Annotated in this window: 27 protein-coding genes; 24 read left to right on the top strand and 3 right to left on the bottom strand. The window is 50.5% G+C overall.

Going from position 1 to position 25875, the window contains the following annotated elements; genetic code table 11:
* The 6 genes from CWE22_RS05930 to fdx all read left to right on the top strand — a co-directional run bounded on the left by CWE22_RS05930 (position 1) and on the right by fdx (position 4926).
* Positions 1–1215 carry an IscS subfamily cysteine desulfurase gene (locus CWE22_RS05930; RefSeq protein ID WP_169930427.1) on the top strand — a complete coding sequence of 405 codons (1215 nt, stop codon included), beginning with the start codon at positions 1–3 and terminating at the stop codon, positions 1213–1215.
* 27 nt (positions 1216–1242) lie between these two features.
* Complete coding sequence (iscU, locus tag CWE22_RS05925; protein ID WP_169930426.1) at positions 1243–1626, top strand: Fe-S cluster assembly scaffold IscU; 384 nt, start codon at positions 1243–1245, stop codon at positions 1624–1626.
* A 3-nt stretch (positions 1627–1629) separates the two neighbouring features.
* A complete protein-coding gene (gene iscA, locus CWE22_RS05920) occupies positions 1630–1953 on the top strand; it encodes an iron-sulfur cluster assembly protein IscA (RefSeq protein WP_169930425.1) in 324 nt (107 codons plus the stop codon).
* A gap of 20 nt (positions 1954–1973) precedes the next feature.
* Positions 1974–2465, top strand: coding sequence for a co-chaperone HscB (gene hscB / locus CWE22_RS05915; protein WP_169930424.1), 492 nt, complete (start codon positions 1974–1976; stop codon positions 2463–2465).
* A gap of 121 nt (positions 2466–2586) precedes the next feature.
* Entirely contained in the window at positions 2587–4458 is a 1872-nt protein-coding gene (gene hscA, locus CWE22_RS05910) for a Fe-S protein assembly chaperone HscA (RefSeq protein ID WP_169930423.1), read from the top strand.
* Positions 4459–4587: 129 nt separating this feature from the next.
* On the top strand, positions 4588–4926 hold the full coding sequence (gene fdx / locus CWE22_RS05905) for an ISC system 2Fe-2S type ferredoxin (RefSeq protein ID WP_169930422.1): 339 nt from the start codon (positions 4588–4590) through the stop codon (positions 4924–4926).
* Positions 4927–4955: 29 nt separating this feature from the next.
* Here fdx and msrA read toward each other — a convergent pair whose 3' ends face one another.
* A complete protein-coding gene (gene msrA / locus CWE22_RS05900) occupies positions 4956–5495 on the bottom strand; it encodes a peptide-methionine (S)-S-oxide reductase MsrA (protein ID WP_420821027.1) in 540 nt (179 codons plus the stop codon).
* A gap of 245 nt (positions 5496–5740) precedes the next feature.
* Here msrA and ndk point away from each other — a divergent pair, with 245 nt between their 5' ends.
* The 9 genes from ndk to der all read left to right on the top strand — a co-directional run bounded on the left by ndk (position 5741) and on the right by der (position 15280).
* Positions 5741–6172 (top strand): nucleoside-diphosphate kinase, encoded by a 432-nt coding sequence (gene ndk / locus CWE22_RS05895; RefSeq protein WP_169930420.1) that lies wholly within the window; start codon positions 5741–5743, stop codon positions 6170–6172.
* Positions 6173–6280: 108 nt separating this feature from the next.
* Positions 6281–7414 carry a dual-specificity RNA methyltransferase RlmN gene (gene rlmN / locus CWE22_RS05890; RefSeq protein WP_169930419.1) on the top strand — a complete coding sequence of 378 codons (1134 nt, stop codon included), beginning with the start codon at positions 6281–6283 and terminating at the stop codon, positions 7412–7414.
* A 67-nt stretch (positions 7415–7481) separates the two neighbouring features.
* The gene (pilW, locus tag CWE22_RS05885; protein ID WP_169930418.1) at positions 7482–8252 is read left to right on the top strand and encodes a type IV pilus biogenesis/stability protein PilW; all 771 of its coding nucleotides are present in this window, start codon (positions 7482–7484) and stop codon (positions 8250–8252) included.
* Between the two features lie 13 nt (positions 8253–8265).
* Positions 8266–9342 carry a RodZ domain-containing protein gene (locus CWE22_RS05880; RefSeq protein ID WP_169930417.1) on the top strand — a complete coding sequence of 359 codons (1077 nt, stop codon included), beginning with the start codon at positions 8266–8268 and terminating at the stop codon, positions 9340–9342.
* Between the two features lie 19 nt (positions 9343–9361).
* Positions 9362–10474, top strand: coding sequence for a flavodoxin-dependent (E)-4-hydroxy-3-methylbut-2-enyl-diphosphate synthase (gene ispG / locus CWE22_RS05875; RefSeq protein WP_169930416.1), 1113 nt, complete (start codon positions 9362–9364; stop codon positions 10472–10474).
* Positions 10475–10542: 68 nt separating this feature from the next.
* Complete coding sequence (gene hisS, locus CWE22_RS05870; RefSeq protein WP_169930415.1) at positions 10543–11814, top strand: histidine--tRNA ligase; 1272 nt, start codon at positions 10543–10545, stop codon at positions 11812–11814.
* 156 nt (positions 11815–11970) lie between these two features.
* The gene (locus CWE22_RS05865) at positions 11971–12585 is read left to right on the top strand and encodes a YfgM family protein (protein WP_169930414.1); all 615 of its coding nucleotides are present in this window, start codon (positions 11971–11973) and stop codon (positions 12583–12585) included.
* A complete protein-coding gene (gene bamB, locus CWE22_RS05860; protein WP_169930413.1) occupies positions 12582–13766 on the top strand; it encodes an outer membrane protein assembly factor BamB in 1185 nt (394 codons plus the stop codon). Before CWE22_RS05865 ends, bamB begins: the two co-directional genes overlap by 4 nt.
* A 5-nt stretch (positions 13767–13771) precedes the next feature.
* Complete coding sequence (gene der / locus CWE22_RS05855) at positions 13772–15280, top strand: ribosome biogenesis GTPase Der (RefSeq protein WP_169930412.1); 1509 nt, start codon at positions 13772–13774, stop codon at positions 15278–15280.
* 22 nt (positions 15281–15302) lie between these two features.
* Here the strand turns inward: der and CWE22_RS05850 are convergent, their stop codons facing one another.
* Both CWE22_RS05850 and hslO read right to left on the bottom strand, forming a co-directional pair.
* Positions 15303–15692, bottom strand: a complete 390-nt coding sequence (locus tag CWE22_RS05850) for an RNA-binding S4 domain-containing protein (protein WP_169930411.1) — start codon at positions 15690–15692, stop codon at positions 15303–15305.
* Entirely contained in the window at positions 15692–16540 is an 849-nt protein-coding gene (gene hslO / locus CWE22_RS05845; protein ID WP_169930410.1) for an Hsp33 family molecular chaperone HslO, read from the bottom strand. Before hslO ends, CWE22_RS05850 begins: the two co-directional genes overlap by 1 nt.
* 136 nt (positions 16541–16676) lie before the next feature.
* Here hslO and gspC point away from each other — a divergent pair, with 136 nt between their 5' ends.
* From gspC to gspK, 9 genes are all read left to right on the top strand, one after another.
* The gene (gspC, locus tag CWE22_RS05840) at positions 16677–17570 is read left to right on the top strand and encodes a type II secretion system protein GspC (RefSeq protein WP_169930409.1); all 894 of its coding nucleotides are present in this window, start codon (positions 16677–16679) and stop codon (positions 17568–17570) included.
* A gap of 13 nt (positions 17571–17583) precedes the next feature.
* Positions 17584–19704, top strand: coding sequence for a type II secretion system secretin GspD (gspD, locus tag CWE22_RS05835; protein WP_420821026.1), 2121 nt, complete (start codon positions 17584–17586; stop codon positions 19702–19704).
* Entirely contained in the window at positions 19697–21214 is a 1518-nt protein-coding gene (gene gspE, locus CWE22_RS05830) for a type II secretion system ATPase GspE (protein ID WP_169930407.1), read from the top strand. The genes gspD and gspE overlap by 8 nt, the downstream gene beginning before the upstream one ends.
* Before the next feature lie 3 nt (positions 21215–21217).
* Entirely contained in the window at positions 21218–22465 is a 1248-nt protein-coding gene (gspF, locus tag CWE22_RS05825; protein ID WP_169930406.1) for a type II secretion system inner membrane protein GspF, read from the top strand.
* Positions 22466–22600: 135 nt separating this feature from the next.
* Positions 22601–23017 carry a type II secretion system major pseudopilin GspG gene (gene gspG, locus CWE22_RS05820; protein WP_169930405.1) on the top strand — a complete coding sequence of 139 codons (417 nt, stop codon included), beginning with the start codon at positions 22601–22603 and terminating at the stop codon, positions 23015–23017.
* Positions 23018–23116: 99 nt separating this feature from the next.
* A complete protein-coding gene (locus tag CWE22_RS05815) occupies positions 23117–23719 on the top strand; it encodes a prepilin-type N-terminal cleavage/methylation domain-containing protein (protein ID WP_169930404.1) in 603 nt (200 codons plus the stop codon).
* Entirely contained in the window at positions 23709–24089 is a 381-nt protein-coding gene (gene gspI, locus CWE22_RS05810; protein ID WP_169930403.1) for a type II secretion system minor pseudopilin GspI, read from the top strand. The genes CWE22_RS05815 and gspI overlap by 11 nt, the downstream gene beginning before the upstream one ends.
* A complete protein-coding gene (gene gspJ, locus CWE22_RS05805; protein WP_244595961.1) occupies positions 24086–24811 on the top strand; it encodes a type II secretion system minor pseudopilin GspJ in 726 nt (241 codons plus the stop codon). The genes gspI and gspJ overlap by 4 nt, the downstream gene beginning before the upstream one ends.
* Positions 24811–25875, top strand: a complete 1065-nt coding sequence (gspK, locus tag CWE22_RS05800; RefSeq protein ID WP_169930401.1) for a type II secretion system minor pseudopilin GspK — start codon at positions 24811–24813, stop codon at positions 25873–25875. Before gspJ ends, gspK begins: the two co-directional genes overlap by 1 nt.

Here is a 25875-nt window from a genome sequence, read left to right as displayed (position 1 = left end):
ATGAAATTACCAATTTATTTTGACTACGCAGCAACCACACCGGTTGATCCGCGTGTTGCCGAAAAGATGATGCAGTTCTTAACGCCAGATGGTCAGTTTGGTAATCCAGCGTCGCGCTCACACCGCTTTGGCTGGCAAGCTGAAGAAGCCATTGACATTGCACGTAGCCAAATTGCTGAGCTCATCAATGCAGATCCACGCGAAATCGTGTTCACGTCAGGCGCGACTGAATCTGACAACTTGGGTATCAAGGGTGCTGCAGAGTTTTACCAGAAAAAAGGCAAGCACATCATCACGGTGAAAACTGAGCACAAAGCCGTATTGGATACCTGCCGCCAGTTAGAGCGTGAAGGTTTTGAAGTCACATACCTTGACGTGCAAGAAGACGGTTTGATTGATATTGATGCTTTCAAAGCAGCACTGCGTGAAGACACTGTAGTGGTAAGCGTGATGCACGTGAACAATGAGATCGGCGTGATTCAAGATATCGAGACTATCGGTAATTTGTGTCGTGCTAACAAAACTATTTTCCATGTCGACGCTGCGCAAAGCGCCGGCAAAGTCGCTATCGATTTAGAGCAACTGCCGGTCGATTTGATGAGCTTCTCAGCGCACAAAATGTACGGTCCGAAAGGTATCGGTGCATTGTATGTACGCCGTAAGCCACGGGTGCGTTTGAATGCGCAGATGCACGGTGGTGGCCATGAGCGTGGTATGCGTTCAGGTACGTTACCAACGCATCAAATCGTAGGCTTCGGTGAAGCAGCTCGTATTGCCAAAGAAGAAATGGCTGCTGAAGGCGAGCGTTTCCGTGCATTGCGTGAGCGTCTTTGGAACGGTGTGAAAGACATTGAAGAAGTCTATATCAACGGTAACCAAGAGCATGGCGTACCGCACATCTTCAACATCAGCTTTAACTTTGTCGAAGGTGAGTCGCTGATCATGGCATTGAAAGACTTAGCGGTATCATCAGGTTCAGCCTGTACCTCCGCAAGCTTAGAGCCATCCTACGTGCTCCGCGCGTTAGGGCGTAACGACGAGTTAGCACATAGCTCAATTCGCTTTAGTTTCGGTCGCTTCACGACTGAAGAGGAAGTGGATCACGCGATTGAACAGATTCAGAAATCAATCGGTCGCCTGCGCGACATGTCACCACTTTGGGAAATGTACAAAGATGGTGTGGACTTGAACAGCGTCGAATGGGTTGCTCACTAAGAGCAGCCACCAAGAGAGGTAGAAATTATGGCTTACAGTCAAAAAGTTATCGACCATTATGAAAATCCGCGCAACGTTGGCGGTTTCGACAAAAATGATCCAAGTATCGCAACCGGTATGGTTGGAGCACCCGCTTGTGGTGACGTCATGAAGTTGCAAATCAAGGTCAATGACCAAGGCATTATTGAAGATGCCAAGTTCAAGACCTATGGGTGTGGTTCAGCTATTGCCTCTAGTTCACTCGTAACTGAGTGGGTAAAAGGCAAATCACTGGAAGAAGCCGCTCAGCTCAAAAATACGCAAATCGCGGAAGAGCTGGCGTTGCCACCAGTGAAGATCCACTGCTCGATTCTAGCCGAAGATGCAATCAAAGCGGCTATTGAGGATTACAAGAAAAAACACGCAGGGTAAGCGATGGGCATCACGATGACTGAAGCGGCCGCGCAACGTGCGCGGGCGTTCCTTGAATCTCGCGGCAAAGGCGTTGGAATTCGTCTTGGCGTGAAAACGACAGGCTGCTCCGGCTTAGCCTATGTCATGGAATTTGTCGATTCAGTAGATGACACCGACTCGGTTTTCGAGGACAAAGGTGTGAAAATCATCATTGATGGCAAAAGCCTAGTCTACCTTGACGGAACCGAATTGGATTTCGTGAAAGAAGGCTTGAACGAAGGGTTCGAATTTAACAATCCAAACGCCAAAGGCGAATGCGGTTGTGGTGAGAGCTTTAACGTCTAAGACGGTGATTGTTTAAGCGTATGAATCATTTTGAATTGTTCGGTCTACCCGCCGCATTTGCTATCGATGCGGCGGAGTTACAACAGCGCTACCGAAAGCTGCAGCAAACGCTGCATCCTGATCGGTTTGCCAATGCGAGTCAACGCGATAAATTACTCGCGGTACAACGCACTTCGCAGCTCAACGATGCCTATCAAACTCTCCGCCGCCCGCTGTCTCGAGCTGAATACATGCTTGAGTTGCGCGGTATTGACTTGCAGCATGAACAACAGACGCTGCAAGATCCTGAGTTCTTGATGGCGCAAATGGAATGGCGTGAACGACTCGAAGACTTGAATTCGGCAACAGACGTGCTCAGCGCTCAATCTGAGCTCGACGATGAAATCAAGCAGCTGCAGACTGAACTCGAATCCTTACTCGAAAGCGAAGATAATGACGCGGCAGCGAACGTCGTACGAAAGCTGAAGTTTATGCACAAGCTCGACTACGAACTCGATGCCAAAGACTTTTAAGAATGTTACTAGCTATTAGCTACTAGTTACTGGTTACTAGAAAAGCGTAGATCTGTGTTTTCTATTAGCTAGTAACTAGTAGCCAATAGCCAGTCGCCATTAGCGAACTCAAAGAGGTAGTATGGCCTTACTCCAGATAGCTGAACCCGGACAGAGCACCGCCCCCCATCAACACCGCCTAGCCGTGGGTATTGATCTCGGTACGACCAATTCGTTGGTTGCGACGGTGCGCAGTGGTAAGGCAACCGTGCTGCGTGACGATCAGGAGCGCGGTATCCTGCCATCGGTTGTGCATTACGGTAGTGAGCGCATACTCACTGGCTATGACGCATTGGCATTGCACGCAGACGCTTCGATTGCCAGCGAAGATACCATTGTTTCTGTCAAACGTTTCATTGGCCGCACAGTGGCTGATGTACAAAAGAATTTCCAAAACCTCCCCTATCATCTCAGTGAAACCGAGAATGGTGTTCCGGTATTTCATACCTCAGCGGGTGCGAAAACCGCGGTCGAAGTGTCAGCAGACATTCTGCGGACGTTGAGTGCGCGCGCTCAAGCAGCGCTCGGCGGCGAGCTCACTGGCGTGGTAATTACCGTGCCGGCGTACTTTGACGATGCACAGCGGCAAAGCACGAAAGACGCGGCTCAATTGGCCGGAGTCAACGTGTTACGGCTACTCAATGAGCCTACCGCTGCTGCTGTCGCTTATGGTCTCGATACCGGGCAAGAAGGCTTAATTGCGGTCTATGACCTCGGTGGTGGAACCTTTGATATTTCGATTCTCCGGTTAACTGGCGGTGTATTTGAAGTGCTGGCAACCGGTGGTGATAGCGCGCTGGGTGGCGACGACTTTGACCAACTCATCGTGCAGCAATTGAAGCAAGCTTGGCAACTTGATGCCAACGTCGACGCTCGGACTGAGCGCACGCTTATCAATGCGGCTAAAGCCGCCAAGGAAGCGCTCACCGATGCTGATGAGACCTTGCTGCAGGTCGAAATTGCCGGGCAACATTACGAATTAACTATCACTCGTGAGCAATTTGACGGTTGGATTGAGCCGCTGGTTCAGAAAACCCTACAAAACTGTCGGCGTGCGCTGAAAGACGCTGAAGTCAGCGCCGATGAAATTTTGGAAGTGGTGATGGTTGGTGGCTCGACGCGGGTGCCGAAAGTGCGTACCGATGTCGGTGCTTATTTTGGTCGCGAACCACTGACGTCGATTGATCCGGATGAGGTGGTTGCGATTGGCGCTGCCATTCAAGCCGACATATTAGCCGGTAATAAGCCAGATTCTGATATGTTGTTGCTCGACGTCATTCCATTGTCCCTGGGACTAGAGACCATGGGTGGTTTGGTAGAAAAAGTCATCGATCGAAATACCACGATTCCGGTTGCCAAAGCACAAGAATTTACCACGTTCAAAGATGGCCAAACAGCGATGATGATTCACGTGGTCCAAGGCGAGCGTGAGTTGGTGGATGACTGTCGGTCGCTGGCACGTTTTGTGTTGACGGATATCCCACCAATGGCCGCTGGCGCAGCACATATCCGCGTCACGTTCCAAGTGGATGCGGATGGTCTGTTGAGTGTCACCGCCATGGAGAAATCCAGTGGTGTTAGCGCGTCAATCCAAGTGAAGCCATCTTATGGCTTGGCGGACGACGATATTGGCGAGATGATTAAAGCATCAATGACCAATGCCAAGCAGGATATGCAAGCGCGCATGCTGCGTGAGCAACAAGTCGAGGCCGATCGCGTTCTTGAGGCACTCAGCAGTGCTTTAGCCGCAGATGGTGATTTACTTGATGTCGATGAACGCGAACTTTTAGACGCGCGCATGCAAGATTTAGATCAAGCTCGCAAAGGCACCGACGTCAAAGCGATTGAAAAGGCCATTGACGCCGTCGATCGCGCCAGTGATGCCTTTGCAGCACGACGGATGGATGCATCGATCCGGAAAGCCCTTACCGGCACCCGAGTCGACGACATGTGAAAAGCGTGAAGAGCGAGTGGCTACTAGTTACTAGCTACTAGAAGAGCTCAGATCTATGTTTTCTAATAGCCAGTAGCCAGTAGCCAGTAGCTAATAGCCAGTAGCGTATTTTAAGGAAGTGAGGTACTTATGCCCAAGATAGTGTTTCTGCCCCATGAAGAGCTCTGCCCCGAGGGTGCAGCAATCGATGCCAACGACGGCGAGACCGTGCTTGATGTGGCCTTGCGTAATGGCATCGGTATCGAGCATGCATGTGAGAAAGTGTGTGCGTGTACCACGTGTCACGTCTATGTCCGAGAGGGCATGGATTCATTACCTGAAATTAATGACAATGAAGATGACATGCTGGACAAAGCTTGGGGGTTAGATCCGGATTCACGCCTGAGTTGTCAGGCTAAAGTAAGTGGTGAGGATCTCGTGATTGAGATCCCCAAATACACCGTCAATATGGTTAAAGAAAACCACTAACTGCACTTCAATCAAATAGGACGGCTGTCTTAGCCGTCCAGTTTGTCAACGAAAGTGCGCTTGAACTTTGCCAGTTTTGGATGCACGACCGCTTGGCAATAGGCGTTCTGAGGATTACGCTCGACATAGTTGTCATGGTACTCCTCAGCGGGCCAAAATTTCTCAAGCGGCTCAACCGTCGTTACAATAGGCGCGTCCCATGTTTGCTCGCGCTCCATTTCTGCAATAATTTCCTCAGCCAATTGTTTCTGCTCATCAGTCTGATAAAAAATCGACGTCCGATACTGTGTCCCCACATCATTGCCTTGACGGTTCACCTGCGTTGGGTCATGCAGCGCAAAGAAAATTTCGAGTATTTCACGTACCGTTAATGCTTGCGGATCGAAGGTAATTTGCACCACTTCCGCGTGCCCCGTTTGACCGGTACACACTTGCTCATAGGTTGGGTCGGCTTGCTGACCACCCGCATAACCAGACTGCGCTTTCAAAACCCCGCGCACTTGCTTAAAAGCGCCTTCAATACACCAAAAACAACCACCACCTAAAGTAATTTGTTGCGTCATAACCACCTCATATATAGACGTCTAGATTGCCATCGAGTCTAACGCAAAACCCACAACAGCGCCAATAGCTATTGGTTACTAGATATTCGTAAACACAGATCGGCACCGTTCGAGTAACGAGTAGCCAATAACCAGTAGCGCTGTTCGTGGTTCGAGCTTTCAACTCGAGCCGCACTCACGTATAATCCGCGCGACTTGTTTTAACCTCAATTTTCTATTTGAAAAATTTGACATCCTTATCGGAGAATCTCATGGCTTTAGAACGTACTTTATCAATTATCAAACCAGATGCTGTTGGCAAAAATGTAATCGGCGCTATCTACAACCGTTTTGAAACAGCTGGCTTCCGCATCGTTGCTGCAAAAATGATGCATTTGAGCACCGAGCAAGCAGAAGGCTTCTACGCAGAACACAAAGAGCGTCCATTCTTCCGCGCATTGGTTGATTTCATGACTTCAGGTCCAATCATGGTACAAGTTCTGGAAGCAGACAACGCTGTGCGTCGTCATCGTGACATCATGGGCGCAACTAACCCAGCTGACGCGTTGGCAGGAACTCTGCGCGCAGACTATGCTGTATCTATCGATGAAAACGCGGTACATGGCTCAGACGCAGTAGAATCTGCAGCTCGCGAAATTGCATACTTCTTCACTGAAGAAGAACTCTGCTCGCGCACCCGCTAATCAAAGCTATTAGTTACTAGCTACTAGCTATTAGAAGAGCCTAGATCTGTGTTTTCTAGTAGCCAGTAGCAAATAGCAAATAACGTTTTTGGTTTTTAAAAGGTTTTTATGAACGCTGTTGATAAGAAAGTGAATTTGCTCGATTTGAATCGTGCCGGCTTACGTGAGTTTTTTCAGGAACTCGGTGAGAAGCCTTTCCGTGCCGATCAGGTTATGAAGTGGATTTATCACTTTTGTGTCGATGACTTTGATCAGATGACCAATCTGAACAAAGCGCTGCGTGAAAAACTGAAGCAAATTGCAGAAATTCGTGCACCTGAGGTGCGGACGCAACAGCAATCGACTGATGGCACCATCAAGTTCGTCATGACCTTGTTCGATGGCCAGGATGTCGAGACCGTCTGGATTCCTGAAACTGACCGAGCGACGTTGTGTGTAAGCTCGCAGGTAGGTTGCGCACTGGAGTGCACGTTCTGTTCCACCGGACAACAAGGCTTTAACCGCAACCTCCGGACCGCTGAAATCATTGGTCAGGTGTGGCGCGTGAGCAAGTTGCTCGGTGCCTTTGGCGAGACCAATGTCAAAGCCGTGACCAATGTGGTCATGATGGGCATGGGCGAGCCGCTCCTCAATCTCAACAACGTCGTGCCAGCTATGGAGTTGATGTTAGATGATTGGGGTTTTGGTCTGTCGAAGCGTCGCGTCACCTTGAGTACTTCAGGTGTCGTACCGGCGCTCGATAAACTCAAAGAACAGATTGATGTGGCATTGGCTATTTCATTGCATGCGCCGAACAACGCGTTGCGTGATGAAATTGTGCCCATTAACAAGAAGTATCCCATTGCCGAATTCTTGGCTGCTAGCCGTCGTTATATTGACGGTTCAAAAGCCAACAAAGCGGTGACGGTTGAGTATGTGATGTTGGATCATGTGAACGATTCGACCGAGCTGGCTCACGAACTCGCGGAAGTGCTGAAAGGTACCCCAGCGAAGATTAACCTCATTCCATTTAATCCTTTTCCCGGTTCCGATTACGGTCGGTCCAGTAATTCACGCATTGACCGCTTTGCCAAAGTTCTGCTAGAACACGGTTATACCGTCATGGTTCGGAAAACTCGTGGTGATGATATCGACGCGGCCTGCGGGCAACTTGTGGGCGATGTCATTGACCGGACCAAGCGGATCCTGAAAAAGCAGCAAGCGCAGCGCGGCGGTAACGAAATTTCTGTCAAAGCCGTGTAAAGCGTTGTTGTGCCCTTTCGCCTGCGCGGCGCTTGGGTTAACATAGTTTTTTTACCGAGGGCTTGGCATGCGTGCAGTCATAATTATCAGTCTCGTTACACTGGTTACGCTCACTGGTTGTGTGAGTAAACGTACCGTTGACGGCAAAGACCAACCTGCCCAGACCTTCAATGCCGAAGAAGCAGCCAGCACACGGCTTGCATTAGGTTTGCAGTATTTACGTTCTGGCAACTTCCAGCAGGCAAAGGCCAACCTTGAGCGGGCGCGCGAGTATCAGCCGAATGACCCCGAAGTGTTTACCGGGCTCGCCTATTACCATCAACAAGTACAAGAGTTTGCGCAGGCTGAGCAATATTATGAGCAAGCCATGCGGCTTGATCCTGATAATGGTGATACGATGAACAATCTCGGCGCTTTACTTTGTACGCAAGGTCGGTATGCCGAGGCGGATAAATATTTTCGTGAAGCGGTTGAACAGCCGCGCTATGTGCGGGTTGCGAGCACCTATGAAAATGCGGCACGCTGTGCTGCAGAAGCAGGGCGCTTGGCGGATGCAGACCGCTATTATCAATTGGCTGTGAACCACAGCTCACGAAACAATCAGATTTTAGAGCGCTACGCGACTTGGTTATTGGAACAAGGCCGCACGGCCGATGCCTTGCGAATGATTGAGCGGCGCGCTCAGCAACCACAACTTTCCGCCCAATATCTGTGGTTGGAAGTTCAACTTGCGCAATATACACAGAATGCCGCTAAGCAACGTCAATTCGGCGACTTATTGCTCGAGCGGTTTCCGCAGTCTCAACAGGCCGAACAATATCGGCAGTTAACGAATTAATGGCACCCACTTTATGACCAACGAGCACGATCCAGTTGAACCAGTAGTCGAACAGCAAGCTTATCAAGGTGATTCGCCGGGTACCCTGCTGCGTAAGGCGCGTGAAGCGCGTGGTCTGAGCCAACAACAATTGGCCGATAGTCTGCGCTTACGTGTGGTTATTGTGCAATATATGGAAACCGATGCGTTTGATAAGTTGGCATCGCCGACCTTTGTCCGCGGTTACTTGCGCTCGTTGTCGAAAGCGCTCGAAACCGATCCAGCGCCGATTTTTGAAGCGTTTGAGAAAATGGGTTTTGACGTACCAACCAACAACAACGTCAAATTGCAGAGCTTTTCGAAGCGTAAAGTTCGCGAGCGCAGTGATTTTCAACTGAAGTGGATCAGCTATGCGTTGATCATCATCGTCATCGGCTTAGCCGTTGCTTGGTGGGCACAACAGAGTGATTTCAGCTGGGATACCATTTTTGGCAGCGATGACGCGCCTAGCTCATCAGAATTTCGTGCATCGCAAGAGGATGGCCGTATTGCCGTGAGTAATCGTCCGTCAAACTCAGCAAGTTCCGCGACCAGTGTCGATGAAGAGCAGGGCACTATTGCTGACGGTGAGGCCGAACCCGTTTTAGAAAGTGACGTGCAAGCCAGTGACCTTTCCACCGCGTCGATGCAAGAAGTGCAGCCCGATAGCGGCGCAGCGGTTGAAGCAGACGAGCAGCCGGCTACTGTGGATACCGCAATAGAAACTGCAATGGATACCGCCATTATTGCACCCGCGGCGACGCCAGCCGTCGACGCCACTGAAATGGCTGAAGATGAACCCGCTATTGACACAGCAGCCACATCACCAGCAGATACTGACACTCTGACCATGGTATTTAGCGACCGCTGCTGGATCCGCGTGATTGATGCTACTGGTGAAACCATTGCCATTGGTGAAAAAGTCATGGGGTACGAGATGCCATTAACGGGCACCGCGCCATTTGATATCATCTTGTGTAAGCCAGAAGCGGTGACATTAACGTATAATGGTGAATCCGTTGATTTGAGCGAGTACCGTCGCAATCGCTCGGTCACCATGACGCTGAACTAATTCACAATAGTAGTAGAGTATGATGCACGAAAGTCCAATCCAACGTCGTAAATCGCGCCGCATCTATGTCGGCAATGTGCCTATTGGTGATGGTGCACCTATTGCTGTGCAGTCCATGACGAACACAGAAACGACTGACGTAGCGGCTACCGTGAAACAAATTCAAGCCATTGCTGATGCCGGCGCCGACATTGTTCGTGTATCGGTGCCTACCATGGACGCCGCTGAAGCGTTCCGGTTCATCAAACAACAAAGCCCCATTCCAGTGGTTGCGGATATCCATTTTGACTACCGCATTGCACTCAAGGTCGCTGAGTATGGTGTGGACTGTTTGCGTATCAATCCAGGCAACATCGGCAATGAACAACGTATTCGTGCCGTGGTCGATGCCGCGCGTGACAAAGGCATTCCGATCCGCATTGGTGTTAATGGTGGGTCGCTCGAGAAAGATCTACAAGAAAAGTACGGCGAGCCAAATCCAGCCGCATTAGTCGAATCAGCGATGCGTCATGTAGATATTTTAGACCGCCTGAATTTCCAAGATTTTAAAGTCAGTGTGAAAGCATCAGACGTTTTTCTTGCCGTCGAATCCTATCGGTTATTGGCGAAGCAAATTGAGCAACCTTTGCATCTCGGTATTACCGAAGCGGGTGGCTTGCGTAGCGGTTCGGTCAAATCAGCGATTGGTTTGGGTATGCTATTAGCCGAAGGCATTGGCGATACCTTACGCATTTCACTGGCCGCGAACCCCGTTGAGGAAGTCAAAGTTGGTTTCGACATTCTGAAGTCACTACGTATTCGCAGTCGTGGCATCAATTTCATCGCCTGCCCGAGTTGTTCGCGCCAAGAGTTTGATGTGATCAGTACTGTTAACGCGCTAGAGCAACGTCTCGAAGACGTCACCATTCCCATGGATGTGTCCATTATTGGTTGTGTCGTCAACGGTCCTGGTGAGGCACTCATCTCGCAAGTTGGCTTGGCTGGCGCCAAAAACAAGAGTGGTTTTTACATTGATGGCGAGCGGCAAAAAGAACGTCTCGACAACAATGACCTCGTGGATCAACTTGAACGTCATATTCGCGCCAAGGTGAAACGCTTAGAAGCTGAGCAGATTCCTGTGAAGCAAAGCTAAACCTGCGGTATACTACCCGCCTAAAATTGATCCCAACTGTGAACAACTGACGAGAAAGTAACAACGTCGTGGCAAAAACTATTCAAGCAATTCGTGGAATGAACGATATTCTGCCTAGCCAAACTCCGGCTTGGCAGTACGTTGAGGGCGTGATTCGCAATACCGCCGCCGCCTACTCCTATCAAGAAATTCGCATGCCTGTGGTCGAAAGTACTGACCTGTTTAAGCGCTCCATCGGTGAAGTCACTGACATTGTCGAAAAAGAGATGTACACCTTCGACGATCGCAATGGTGACAGCCTGACGCTGCGCCCGGAAGGTACCGCAAGCTGCGTACGCGCCGGGAATGAACACGGTTTGCTCTATAACCAAACCCAACGGCTTTGGTACATGGGCCCAATGTTCCGCCATGAACGCCCGCAAAAAGGTCGTTATCGTCAGTTCCATCAATTCGGCATCGAAGCCTTTGGTATGGATGGTCCGGATATTGATGCAGAGGTGATTTTGCTCTCTGCGCGGTTGTGGCAAGCATTCGGTATTCGTGACCAAGTACAGTTACAATTGAACTCGCTTGCGTCCAATGAAGCGCGCGCCAATTATCGAGTGGCACTGCGCGATTATTTACGTGCGCATGAAGCGCAATTGGATGAAGATTCGAAACGTCGTCTCGATACCAATGTGCTGCGCGTTCTCGACAGCAAATCTCCAGAAACCCAAGCTATCCTGGTGGATGCACCGAAACTGAGTGAGTACTGGGATGACGAATCTCGTGTGCATTTTGATGGTTTATGCCAGCGTTTGGATGCAGCCGGTATCGAGTACGTATTGAACGAGAAGCTGGTCCGTGGTCTCGATTATTACAATCGGACTGTGTTTGAGTGGGTCACCACTGAACTCGGCTCACAAGGCACCGTTTGTGCTGGCGGCCGTTACGATGGCTTAGTGGAACAGCTTGGCGGTAAACCAACGCCAGCAGTCGGCTTTGCCATGGGTATTGAACGTCTGGTTTTACTTTTGGAAACACAAGGTCTAATTCCAGCCACGCAGAGCAGCGATTTGTACTTAATTGCCGGTAACGATGACGCGGAACTAAACGTGTTGACCGTTGCCGAACAACTTCGAGACGCACTGCCGACACTTCGCGTTCAGGTGCATAGTGGCAGCCAAGCGCTGAAGAAGAAACTAGCGAAAGCCGATAAATCCGACGCCACCTACGCACTGGTGGTGATGAACGACAATGACAAGTTAAGCTATCAGCTGAAACACTTACGCGAGCGCGAAATCGACTACCCAGTAACGTCGTCACTAAGTGATGTGCTGCAACAACTGGGCACGGAATGAGATAAACAACGCTGATAGCTACTAGATATTAGCTATTAGCAAAAACGAATAACGAAAAACCAATAACGAATAACGATTAACGATTAACGATTAACGATTAACCAATAGCTAGTAGCCAATAGCCAGTAGCTAGTAGCCAGTAACGAGGTATTACCCATGGAAACCGAAGATCAACAAGTCGAACGCATCAAGGACTTTTGGAACGAGCATGGCAAGGGAATCGTCGCCGGATTGGTGATCGGTTTTGCCCTGTTCTACGGCTGGCGCTATTACGATGCGCAAACCATTGCCAAGCAAGAGGCCGCCTCTGAAGCTTACAGTGACGTATTGGTGCAAATGGAAAATGCAGATGAGAGCGCTATTGCAAGTGCGCAAGAGTTTGTGAATGAGCAAGCAGGCACTAGCTACGGTAATCTTGCTGCGCTGGAGTTGGCGCAACAAGCCGTCAACGCAGGTGACTTAGCAACAGCGGTCAGCGCACTGCAAATGGTCCGTGATAATACGCAAGGCGCAATGAATGCGGTAGCAACTGTTCGCCAAGCACGCGTATTGATTGCACAAGATCAATACGATACTGCTATTACTGCATTGCAAAGCATCGAATCGGTTGCTGGTTTTGCTGGTATCGCAGCGGAGTTACGCGGTGATGCATTGCTCGCCAAAGGCGACGCTGCGGCAGCACGAGCTGCCTATGAAGACGCGCTAGCGGTGGTCGATTACAATTCGCCACTGGCTGAAATTAAACTGAAAAGTATCCCGGCGGAATCATGAAATTTTTGAAGTTAACCGCAGTGGCAGTAGCCGCTACTGTGCTCAGTGGTTGTTCTATTTTTGGTGATGACGAAATCACCTATAAAGAGCTACAACCCATCAACGCAACTGTGACGCCACAAGTGCAGTGGACCCGAGAAGTGGGTGACGGCGTTGGTGACTTTTTCTCGCGTCTAAACCCAATTGTTGTTGGCGAGCGAGTTATTGCGGCTGACCGGCGCGGTGTCGTCGCAGCATTTGAACGCAACTCTGGCCAACCGGCTTGGCGTGTTGATGTACGAACGTTGCTCGGTGGTGAAGAAGAAGGCTGGTTATTCCCAGGAGAACCTCTGCGTATCAGTGGCGGCCTCACTTCAGGAGGCAATCGGATTTTCTTCGGCACCGAAAATGGTCAAGTTATTGCTTTAAACCCAGACAACGGCGAGCTTCTGTGGCATACCGAAGTGAAAGGTGAAGTATTAGCAGATCCTGCTGTGGGCGACGGTTTTGTCGTGGTGCAGACTGGCTCTGGAAATATTGTCGGACTGGATGAACGCACGGGTGAAGAGCAATGGACTTTGCGTACTGAAGTTCCGGCACTGACGTTACGCGGAACCTCAGCACCTATCATTACCAATGGTGGCGCTCTATTCGGTACTGCGACCGGTAAACTATCGGTAGCTGTCCTCGAAAATGGTCAGCAAGCATGGGAAGCACGCTTGGCTGTTCCTAAAGGTGCAACCGAGTTACAACGTTTGATCGATGTGGATTCGAAGCCCGTTGTTTATGGCTCGGCAGTATATGCAATTGCATATAATGGCCAAGTGGCATCGGTAGAACTCAATTCAGGTCGCGTTATTTGGCAACGCGAGTACTCGTCGTTCCAGAATATCGATATCGGTGGCGGGCGTTTGTACTTAACAGACGTTGATGACAGTGTCTATGCACTGGATCCACAAGGTGGCGTGGAAGTGTGGAGCAATAATGACCTCAGTGGTCGTGAGTTGACCGCTCCAGTGCGCTATAAAAACACTGTCGTAGTGGGTGACCGCTTTGGCTACCTGCATTTCTTAAATGCCAGTAACGGTGAGTTAATTGGGCGTTTAGAAATGGATGACGAAGCCTATGTGGCGCCGATTGTGAGTGGTGACACTCTCTATGTTCAATTACGCGACGGTAGTTTACTCGCGGTAGGAATTTAAAAGCTATGTTACCTGTTGTGGCCCTGGTCGGGCGCCCGAATGTGGGCAAATCTACCCTGTTTAATCGGCTAACCCGCACGCGGGACGCACTGGTAGCAGACTTTCCTGGACTCACGCGTGACCGTAAATACGGTCAGGCGAATTACGACGGTTTCCAATTCATTGTTATCGACACCGCTGGTGTGCATGGCGATGAAGAAGGTATCGACGCCGAAATGGCATCGCAATCACTGCGCGCTATTGATGAGGCAGATGTTGTGCTGTTCATGGTCGATGCCCGAGATGGTATCACCGTAGCCGACAATGCAATTGCTGAGTACTTGCGCAAAATGAGCAAGAAGTCTTATGTGGTTGCCAACAAAATTGACGGTATTGATGCCAATGCCGCACAAGCTGATTTCTTCGAACTGGGCCTCGGTGATGTTTATGGGATTGCTGCTGCGCATGGACGTGGCGTTGAGCAACTCCTCGAGAAAGCCTTCACCCCTCTACTCGAGACATACCCAGATATTCGCGTTGAACTTGCAGAGCCGGTGCCATTAGTCGATGAAGATGGCAATGTGGTGGTCGATGAAGCCGGCGAAACGATTTATGTCGATCCGAATCAAGACCTCGCACACGACGAAATTGATTATTCCACTTTACCATTGAAGCTCGCGATTGTTGGGCGCCCAAATGTGGGCAAATCAACGTTGATTAACCGTATTCTCGGTGAAGAGCGCGTGGTGGTCTATGACATGCCAGGCACCACCCGTGATTCGGTCTATATTCCGATGGAACGTGATGAGCGCCAGTACATATTAATCGACACTGCTGGTGTGCGGCGTCGCGGTAAAATTGACGAAACGATCGAAAAGTTCTCGGTCATCAAAACCTTGCAGGCGATTGAAGATGCCAACGTAGTGATTGCGGTGATTGATGCTCGTGAAGTGGTGTCTGACCAAGATCTTAACTTGATTGGTTTTGCCCTAAACGCCGGTCGTTCGATTGTAATTGCGGTGAACAAATGGGATGGCCTCAGCCATGATCATCGCGAAGAAATTAAACGCGAACTCGACCGCCGCTTAGGCTTTGTCGACTTCGCCCGTCTGCACTTTATTTCTGCGTTGCATGGTAGCGGCGTCGGTAACTTGTTCGAGTCGGTTCAAGAAGCTTTCGCCAGCGCGACACAGCGCGTCAGTACCGCCAAACTTACTCGCATTCTCGAAATGGCCGTTGATGAACACCAACCACCTTTGGTGAGTGGTCGTCGCGTCAAGCTCAAGTATGCCCATGCCGGTGGTTATAACCCACCACGCATTATTATTCATGGTAACCAAGTAGAACGCTTACCCGGCTCCTACCAACGCTACCTGACCAACTATTTCCGCAAAACCCTCGGCATTATGGGTACGCCCATCAAGGTCGAGTTCCGCGAATCGGTGAACCCCTACGCTGGCCGTAAAAACAAGCTCACCAGCACCCAAGAGCGTAAGCGCAAGCGCCTGATGAAGTTCATTAAGAAGAAGAAATAATCTGAGCCTGCAAATCTGAAAGCTACTGCGCCTTAAACTTAATCAGTTGGCGGCGCTCTTTCTTGTCGGGCTTGTGGTCGGGGTGCGGGTTGTAGAGCGCATTGACGCGTCGTAATTCAGCTTCTTTTTCGCGCCGCGCAATGGATTCTGGGGTTTCTTCGTAGAGCTCTTGCGCCAATGGTGCACTGAGTCGATGCTCGCTAAGTGCGCGAATTACCACATCATAAATGTCATGGCCGCGCGGGCAGCGCACGGTCTGCCCAACGGTAACGGTTTTGGACGGTTTGCAGCGTTGCCCATCGACTTGTACTTTCCCGGATTGTACCAACTGCCGAGCCACCGAGCGCGTCTTGCAAAAACGCGCTGCCCACAGCCATTTGTCGATGCGTACCGGTTCCGAACGAGTGTTCATTACGATTCCAACAAATCCGCTTCAGTAAAGCGATATTCAGTTAAACAATACTCGCAGGTCATGACCACCGCACCATCTTCTCGCAGAATGTCGCGCAGTTCTTCGGGTTGTACCGAAGCCAGAGCGGTCATGGTGCGTTCACGTGAGCAGCCACAGTGAAACCGCACTTGCTGCGCCGGGTAGAGCTCCACTTTTTCTTGGTGATATAAGCGCAATAAAACTTCTTCACCGGGTAAGGTGAACAATTCTGCAGCCGTCATGGTCTCAGTCAAGTGTTCGAGATGCTCAAACGCGGCCAGATCGTGGCCGCTAGCTGGCATTACTTGTAGCAGCATGCCTGCAGCGTGCTCACCGTCTGCGTGCAGCCACAAGCGAGTCTGCAGTTGTTCGGATTGCTGGAAATAGTTTTGGACAACCTCGGCAATAGAACCGCCGCTGGCATCGACAACGCCTTGATAGCGCTCACCGCGCTCGGGTGTTAAGGTGATAACCAATAAGGCTTTGCCAAGCAACTCTGTCAGCCCAGCATCAGTGTCAGCGACTTCCTGACGTAGACGTGCAATACCACGTAAATCTTGATGATGTGAGCCGTTAACTGCGATAAAGTTAACCGGGCCATCGCCCTGTAATTGTAAGTTGATATGGCCTTCGAATTTCAGCGTTGCGCACAACAGTGCGGTTGCCGCCATCAGCTCACCTAGTAAACGTTGCACCGGAGCTGGGTATTGATGGCCCTGCAGCATGCGTTGGTAACTGCTGCTTAGTTGCACCAGTTCGCCGCGAACATCCTGCTCGACAAAGGTGTAACGATGCAATTGATCCATTGGATAATGGCTGGCTTTGGTCATGGAATACGTCTCGAAGTCATGATTGTGTAAAAGAAGGTGGTTATGATACCAAATTCTTCAAATTTTATCTGTTCAGCGGCAATTTGAGTCGCTAGAATGAATTTTCTTAAAGCGACGTCACAAAATTATAACGAAAATGCAGAAGCTACTTGATAACCCAGTGTGGTGGGCTCGCGGACTATGGACGCTTACCGCAATTTGCGCGATTGCCGCCGCACTGTTTGTTGCCCAACTAACCTGGCAATTTTTGACTCCCCCAGCTGCACCTGAAGCCGGGCCGTTGCCGCCAGCGCAAGTGCAGTCGCGTGCTCGCGTGGATGTTGCCGGCATCAACCGGCTCAACTTATTTGGTAGCGCTGCTACGGTTCAACAGGCGTCCACCAACGCGCCGAAAACGCAGTTGAATGTGCGCTTAATGGGTGTATCCGCAGCCTCGACACCTGAGCGTTCTGCAGCCATTATTGAGCAACGCGGTACACAAGAAGTGTTTGCAGTGGGCGAGAAACTCACCGGCACTCAAGTGACCGTGCATGAGATCTATGCCGACCGCGTTATTTTGGATAACAACGGGCGTCTTGAAACCTTAGAGCTCGAAGGTATTGGCGAACTGAGTGAGGGGTTATCGCTGACTATGGAAAATAGTCGTGAACGCGCCGCTGCAAGCACAGCAGAGCAAAGCCGTCCACCGATTAATCGCCGTGCCGCAACGCAGCTCAGTCGCGATCAAGTGCAGCAGGTACGCCAGGCAGGTAGTGCTGGTATTTTGAATTATATTCGGTTTAGTCCGGTACAAGAGGCCGGTGGCATTTCGGGTTTTCGACTCAATCCAGGGCCGCAACCGGAACTCTTTAATGAGGCAGGTTTCCAAGCGGGTGACATCGCAGTCGCCATTAATGGTGAGAACCTGACCGATGCCAGCACCGCCATGCGCATGACCAGTGAATTGGGCAACATGCAGCAGGTAACGGTAACGGTATTACGAAATAACGAGTACATTGATCTTGAACTCAGTGTGCCAACAGAACAATAAAAGCAGAATCAGAATGAAAGGAATACGCATGCGTCACTCCACACTCTCCATCGCGCTGGCATTGAGCCTCGCCGCTGCAGCTAGCTCAGCTGTGAGCTACGCCCAAGCACAACGCAGCGCAGCCGAAGAGCCGGTCGAATACGCCGCGAGCTTTAAGAACACGGACATCACTGAATTCATTCAGGTAGTGGGACGTAACTTGGGTAAAACCATGATTATCGATCCTGATGTGCGCGGTAAAATTGATGTGCGCAGTTATGACGTGATGACGGAAGATCAATATTGGCAGTTTTTCTTGAACGTGTTGGATGTCTACGGTTTTGCCACCGTGCAAATGGAGTCCGGTGTCATAAAAGTTATGCGTGACAAAGATGCGCGCAATGGCGCCATCCCCGTAGTCGATGACAACTCGCTTGGTGGTGATACCTTAGTCACCCGCGTTGTTCCTGTTCTAAATGTTTCTGTGCGTGAATTAGCCCCGTTACTGCGCTTGCTGAATGACGCCAGTGGCGGCGGCAACGTGGTTTCGTATGACCCGTCGAACGTGATTATGTTGACCGGCCGCAGTGAGACCGTGCAACGTTTGGTGGAAATTATTGAGCGTGTTGACCGCGCTGGTAATCAAGACGTTCGCGTCGTGAAGTTGCAGTACGCGTCCGCATCAGAGGTCGTTCGCATCGCCTCTGCGCTGTTTGAGAAAACCGCGGATGGTACGCCAGCATTATTAATCCCGAAAATTGTCGCCGATGAGCGCACCAACTCGGTGGTAGTCAGCGGCGAGCCGCAAGCCCGTGAGCGCGTGGTGAAATTGATTGAGCAGCTCGATAAAGATCTACAAACCGAAGGCAATACGCGGGTGGTGTACTTGAAGTATGCCAAAGCCGAAGAATTGGTCGATGTACTGCAGGGTGTGTCAGATTCTTTGGTTGCAGAACAGCAGCAAGGCGGGCAGGGGCAGCCACAGGGTGCACCGCAGCGCCGTAGTCGTTCGAATAACAATATTAGTATCACCGCGCACGAGGCGAGTAACTCGCTGGTGATTACCGCGCAACCCGATATGTTGATGAATCTTGAAAACGTGATCCGTCAACTCGACATCCGTCGCGCCCAAGTTCATGTCGAAGCCATCATTGTTGAGATATTCGAAGGTGACGGTGTTGATTTTGGCTTGCAATGGATTTCGGAAGATGCGGGTTTGGTGCAATACAACAATGGCAATCAAGTGCCGATTGGGCAGTTGGCTGCAGCAGCGTACTTAGCGCGGGAACAGCCGGGTCGGGTTACGCGTGAAGTCGATAATGCGGGCAACCCACTCGTTACCGAGGAGCCAGCACAGCAAGGTAATGTCGAGTTACTGGCGCAGTTACTGGGCAACGTGAATGGCACCATGATTGGGGTGATTAAAAATGACTGGGGCGCTATTTTGCAAGCGGTCAGCACCACCACCAATTCCAATATTTTGGCCACGCCAAGCATTATGACCGTGGATAATGAAGAAGCCTCATTCTTGGTTGGTCAGTCGGTTCCAACTATCACCGGCTCGACGATTGGTAGCGATAACCAAAACCCATTCCAAACGGTTAATCGTGAAGACATTGGTATCAAGTTGAAAGTGACGCCGCAAATCAATGAAGGTAATGCGGTGCAGATGGTAATCGAGCAAGAAGTATCGAGTCTAAGTGGTGCAACGTCGGTCGATATCACCATTAACAAGCGTGAACTGAAAACGGTGGTTATGGCCGAAGACGGCGACACCATTGTGCTCGGTGGCCTCATCGATGAAGATGTGCAGGAAAGTGTCTCTAAGATTCCGCTACTCGGTGATATCCCGTTTCTTGGCAAGCTTTTCAGCTCAACCTCGACTACTCGCCAAAAGCGTAATTTGATGGTGTTCTTAAAACCTACGATCATACGTGACTCATCTACCGCCACTGGCCTGAGTAGTCGTAAATACAATTTTATTCGCGCCGAGCAACTGAAAGCGCAAGAAGATGGTATTGAACTTATGCCACGCACGAAAGGGCCTCTACTGCCGGAGTTTGATACATCGTTGGCATTACCGCCAGGGTATGAAGAATATCTGCGCGAGAAAGGTGCCATCAAAGATCAGAAAGAAGGGTCTGGCAATGAGTGAAATCGCTGACGTCGCAGCAGTTATAGCGCCGCGACGCTTGCCATTTGGATTCGCCAAACGGCACGGTGTGGTGGTACAAGAAAATCGCAATGAGCCGGATGGTGAGGCAACCTATATTGTTCACACTCGCGCCGACTTTGATCGCGATGCATTAATTGAAGTACGCCGCGTGCTCGGCCAATCGTTCAGCGTACAAAAGCATGACAACGACACCTTTGAAGCGATTTTAACGCAAGCCTATCAGCGCGATTCTTCGGAAGCTAAGCAGTTGATGGAAGACATCGGTAACGAGACGAACCTATTTTCGTTGGCCGACGAACTTCCGCAAACTGAAGACTTGCTCGAAAGCGAAGATGACGCGCCGATTATAAAATTGATCAACGCCATGTTGTCGGAAGCGATTAAAGAAGGCGCGTCAGATATTCATATAGAGACCTTCGAAAAAGATTTATTAGTGCGCTTCCGTATCGACGGCGTGCTACGTGAAGTCATTCGCCCCAACCGCAAACTCAGTTCATTGCTAGTGTCGCGGATCAAAGTAATGGCGCAGTTAGATATCGCCGAGAAACGGGTGCCGCAGGATGGTCGTATTAGCTTGCTGATTGCCGGTCGTGCAGTCGATGTGCGGGTATCGACCATGCCATCGAATCATGGCGAACGGGTAGTATTGCGTTTGCTCGATAAAAATAACGCGCGTTTGAACTTGGCACAGCTCGGCATGACTGAGGCAAACCGCAAAATTTTCGCAGAGCTCATCAAAAAGCCCCACGGCATCATCTTGGTTACCGGCCCAACGGGCTCTGGTAAAAGTACCACTTTGTACGCGGGCTTGAGCGATATCAATTCCAAAGACCGTAACATTTTGACCGTTGAAGACCCGATTGAGTATGCCATTGAAGGTATCGGGCAGATGCAGGTCAATCCAAAAGTCCAGATGACCTTCGCCCGCGGTTTGCGCGCTATTTTGCGACAAGACCCCGACGTAGTCATGGTCGGTGAGATCCGTGATGTCGAAACCGCACAAATTGCGGTGCAAGCGTCGTTGACCGGTCACCTCGTGATGTCGACTTTGCACACCAATACCGCTGCTGGCGCGATTACGCGTCTGGAAGACATGGGCGTCGAACCATTCCTGCTGAGCTCTTCGCTCCTTGCAGTGCTAGCGCAACGACTCGTGCGTACGCTGTGCGACGAGTGTAAAGAAACCTATGAACCCAGTGACGACGAACTCGAATTTTTCAGCAAGAAAGAGCGCAAAACTGCGGTCTTGTATCGCGCCAAAGGTTGCGAGAAGTGCAACCATACCGGCTATCGCGGCCGGACCGGTATTCATGAATTACTGGTGGTTGATGAGAAGGTGCGTGAACTGGTCCACAACGGTCATGGCGAGCAAGCCATCGACAAGTACGTGCGCAAGCATACCCCGAGTATTCGCGATGACGGTTTGAGCAAAGTCGCACTGGGTTTAACCACATTAGAGGAAGTCTTGCGCGTCACGCGTGAGGAATAACGTATGGGTGCATTTGCGTATCAAGCGCTGGATGCCAGTGGGCGCAAAAAAAATGGTGTTCTAGAAGGCGATACCGAACGCCAAGTGCGTCAACTTTTGCGTGAACAGGGCTTGCTGCCAGTATCGGTTGAAGTCGCTGAGCAACAAAATCGAGCCACGAGTGAATCGACTGCCGGTGGTGTTGCGGGTTGGTTTGCGCGAGCGCGAATTCGTCGTATCAAAGCCGCTGATTTAGCTTTGATCACTCGCCAACTGGCAACTCTTGTGCAAGGTGCGTTACCTATTGAGCAAGCGTTATTGGCCGTTGCGGAGCAGACCGATAAGGCACGACTGACCAACTTACTGATGGCAGTACGCTCGAAAGTCGTCGAGGGCTATTCGTTAGCCGAGGCGATGAGCGAATATCCACATGTCTTCGATAAGCTATTCACATCAATGGTGGCTGCGGGCGAGCGCTCAGGGCACCTCGACGAAGTCTTGAATCGACTTGCCGATTACACCGAACAGCGGAATCGCTTGAAAAGCCAACTGACGCAAGCGCTGATTTATCCGATGGTGCTGACATTCGTCGCCATTTGCATCGTGATTTTCTTATTGGTGTCGGTGGTACCGAACATCGTTGAGCAGTTTGTCTCACTGGATCAAACTCTCCCCACAACCACCACGGTGATGCTCGCTATCAGTAGTTTCCTACAAACTTTTGGACCTTATATTTTGGTGGCGTTGATTATCGCCAGCATTGCATTCACGCAAGCGTTGAGAAAGCCTGCGTTTCGCGATAAATACGATGCTTGGGTACTGAAAACACCTTTATTCGGGCGCGTTATCAAAGCAGTGAACACGGCACGCTTTAGTCGTACGCTGAGTATCTTATCAGCGTCGGCAGTTCCTTTGTTGGATGGCCTAAGAATTACTGGTCGGGTACTGACCAACCGCGCCATGCAACAAGCCATCGAAGAAGCGTCCGACCGCGTGCGCGAAGGCTCGTCATTGCGTAACGCTTTGGCGAACACCAAACTCTTTCCGCCGATGATGCTGCATATGATTGCAGCGGGTGAGAAAAGTGGTGAGCTAGAACAAATGCTGGGCCGCGCCGCAGACAACCAAGATCGCGACTTTGAAAACACGATGAATGTGGCTCTGAAAATATTCGAACCGGCCTTGATTGTAACTATGGCGGGGATTGTCCTGTTCATCGTGTTAGCGATTATTCAGCCCATCTTGGCACTAAACCAAGCCATGGGACTCTAAAGCAAATACCGTTATTCGTTTTTCGAACGCTTCGCTTTTCGTTGTTCGAGACTTGCGCTGAGAGTATCGAATACTTCGCTTCAATTTACGAACAACGAACAACGAACAACGAACAACGATTTTTAAGGGGGTTATATGAAACAGAAAGGATTTAGTTTGCTCGAGATTATGGTCGTGATTGCCATACTCGGATTGTTAGCCGCACTCATTGTGCCTAACGTTATTGGTGCGAGTGATTCCGCCAACCGGCAGAAAGCGCGTACCGATATTGTCTCGCTAGAGAATGCGTTGGCGCAATACCGTCTCGATAACGGCGTCTATCCGACTACCGAGCAAGGGTTGCAGGCGCTGATCGAAGAGCCACAGTATGAGCCAGCCCCACGAAACTACCGTCGCGGCGGTTACATTCAACGTTTGCCGACTGATCCATACGGCGAAGAGTACATGATGCTGAATCCAGGCGAATATGGGGATATCGATATCTTCTCTGCGGGTCCGGATGGTCAAGCAGGCACCGAAGACGACATCGGTAACTGGAACTTAGAAAACTAGAGCGTTACTAGCTAATGGCTACTAGCTATGAGAACTGCCTAGATCTTTGTTTTCGAGTAGCCAGTAACTAATCGCTAGTAGCTAACAACAAGGAGTTCCATGCGTCAGCGCGGGTTTACGCTTATAGAGGTGATGGTCACACTGGCGATTATTGCGATTCTCGCAACCGCCGTGACCTTTGTAGTGCCCGACCGCCGTGATGACGACAATGCCGAATTCGTGCAAGAACTCTATTACCGTATGGAATATGCACGTGAGTATGCACTGGTTCGGCATGCCATTTTAGGCTTTCATTTTGATGATGAGAGCTATCGTTTTGTTCGCTGGAATCAAGATAACTTGCGCTGGGAAGCCCTTGATGAGCGTGGCTTACGCGAGCAGCTGTTGCCCACGGACACGCGGCTGACCGTCGATATCCAAGGCATTGGCATGATTGATGATGACCAAGAAGTCATCGAGCTATTCAGTCCTGAGGATAACGACGAGGATACCGAAGCGACAGAGTCAGAAGGACCGGTGTTGTTCCCTCAATTATTTATTTTTGGCAGTGGTGAGTTACCGATCTTTCGTCTGACATTTACTGATTTAGAGCGTCCTGAAGCGCCTGAACTAGGCATCCATAGCCTCGATGGTTTCCAACTCGACTATGGCCGTTTGGATTATCTCGATGTGTTGGCGGAGGAGTACGAAAATGACTACTAAGCCAAACCATCAAACAGGTTTTACGTTGATTGAAGTCATGGCGGCGCTGGCTATTTTCGCGTTAGCTGCCATTGCCGGCATTTCCTCCTCGAGTGGCCATCTCAATGACCTCAGTTACATGCAGGAAAAAACGTTGGCGCGTTATGCCGCCAGCAATGCAGTGGCGCGGATGTCACTGGAGTATCCGCCGCGCGACAATTCCAATGGCACCGAAATTATTGCCGACCAATCGTTTAATTGGACCGTTGAGGTCAGTGACACACCCAACGAAGGTATTTATTACGTGACCGTGCGGGTTGCACCCGCTGACGATCCTGAGCAACGCCCATTGCACCAGATCAGTGTTTATCAAGGGCCGATACGCCAATGAGACGGTCATGCAGCGCCCCACGCAACGGCGGCTTCACTCTAGTGGAAGTGCTGGTAACCATGGCTATATTTGCCATTATTGGTGTGGCTGCCTCGAGTATTGTCAATAGCATGATGCGCACCAGTGAGCAGAGCGAGTCCGCCATTAAAGACCTGCAACAACTGCAATATTCCATGCTCACATTGGAGCGTGATATTCGCTCTATGGTGCCCCGTAAAAACGCTACAGGCCGGTTCTTTTTTGCCGATGATGAGCGCTTTGCTTTTGTCCGCAATAGCTGGCTAAACCCCGGCGCTATGCTGCCGCGCAGTGAGCTCGAGCCAGTTGCCTATTTGCTAAACGACGGTAATTTGGTTCGTGAGAACTTTTACTATGTCGATGTCAGCGCCAGTGAGGATGCGAAGTCACGAATCATTTTCGAAGATGTCGAGTCTATGGAGCTCATGTTTTATCGGCGCCCACCTGCTGATGAAGCTCGTAATAATGCTGGTGCTGGTGCCGCGGGCAGTGATGAATGGCTCGAAGAGTGGGACTTCGCCAATGAGCTCCCCTTGGCTATTGAACTGACATTGGTTACCGAGCGGTGGGGCCGCATTCAACGAGTATTTACCATCAATGGTGGTGATTTTACCGAGCAAGTGCCAGAGCCGATTGAGCAGAACCCAGATGAGAATAACCCGCAGCCGGACACGCCGGATAATCCGAATGGCGGAGAAGGCTAATGCGTAAGCACATGAGCGCAAGCAAACCACAACAACAAGGCGTCGCGTTAATCATCGTGCTGCTGGTGGTGGCGATAGTGGCAGTAGTTGCCATGAGCTTAAGCGAGCGCTTACAAACCAGCGTGCTCCGCACTGCCAACTTGCAGCAGGCTGAACAAGGCCACTGGTACTGGGTGAGCGCAGAGACCATAGTGCGCGACTTACTGCAAACCGAGTTGGTGGAAGATGATTTTACCGCGCACGTGCAGCAAGAGTGGGCACTACAAAGTTCAAGCGGTCAGCGCTACCCCGTTGAAGGGGGTGACATTCAAGGCGTTATTAAAGATCAGCACAGCTGCTTCAACGTGAATAGTTTGCGCCTACCTGAAGACCAGCAAGGTCTTCTCGAACGCCGTAAAACGCAATTTCGCATGCTGCTGATGGCTGTATTAGAAGATGGCGATCAATACACCATCGATACCATTGTCGACAGCACCGTGGATTGGCTTGATGAAGATCAGAACTTGGTCAGCAGTTATGGTGCTGAAGACGCTGATTATGAATCACGAGAGTTTCCTTATCGCGCCGGCAATACCTATTTGGCTGAGTATTCGGAGTTGCGTTTGATTCGCGGTGTCACACCACAAATCTACCAAGTCATGAAGCCGTATCTTTGTATGTGGCCGAACAATGCCAAATGGACCTTGAATCCGAACACTCTACCTGAGAACCGGCCCGAATTGTTGTATGCCGCAACTTTGGGTGCGATGACCGTTGATGATGCGCAGAGCTTCCTCAATAGTCGGCCCGAAGAGGGCTATGAATCAACCGAGAATCTGCGCAATGACAGTGCAATGTCGCGCGCTGAATCGAATCAAATTCGACCGGAGTTTGGTGGCAATGTCCGCCCTGACGCAACGGTTGTCAGTCAATTGGGCGGAGCGCTTGACGATCTGTCCGTGAAAAGTCAGTATTTTGAAGTCACAGCACAAATTAACTTCGGTGATCTAACCTTGCGTGGCCGTTCGTTCTTGCTCATTGGTGAAGAGCAGACACGGGTACTTTACCGAAGCATAGGAGATTAA

Origin of the sequence: Pseudidiomarina aestuarii (genome assembly GCF_003987355.1) — a bacterium.
In the GTDB taxonomy this organism is placed as follows: domain Bacteria; phylum Pseudomonadota; class Gammaproteobacteria; order Enterobacterales; family Alteromonadaceae; genus Pseudidiomarina; species Pseudidiomarina aestuarii.
The sequence above is the reverse complement of the archived record's forward strand: the minus strand, read 5'-3'. Positions and strand labels throughout refer to the sequence as shown.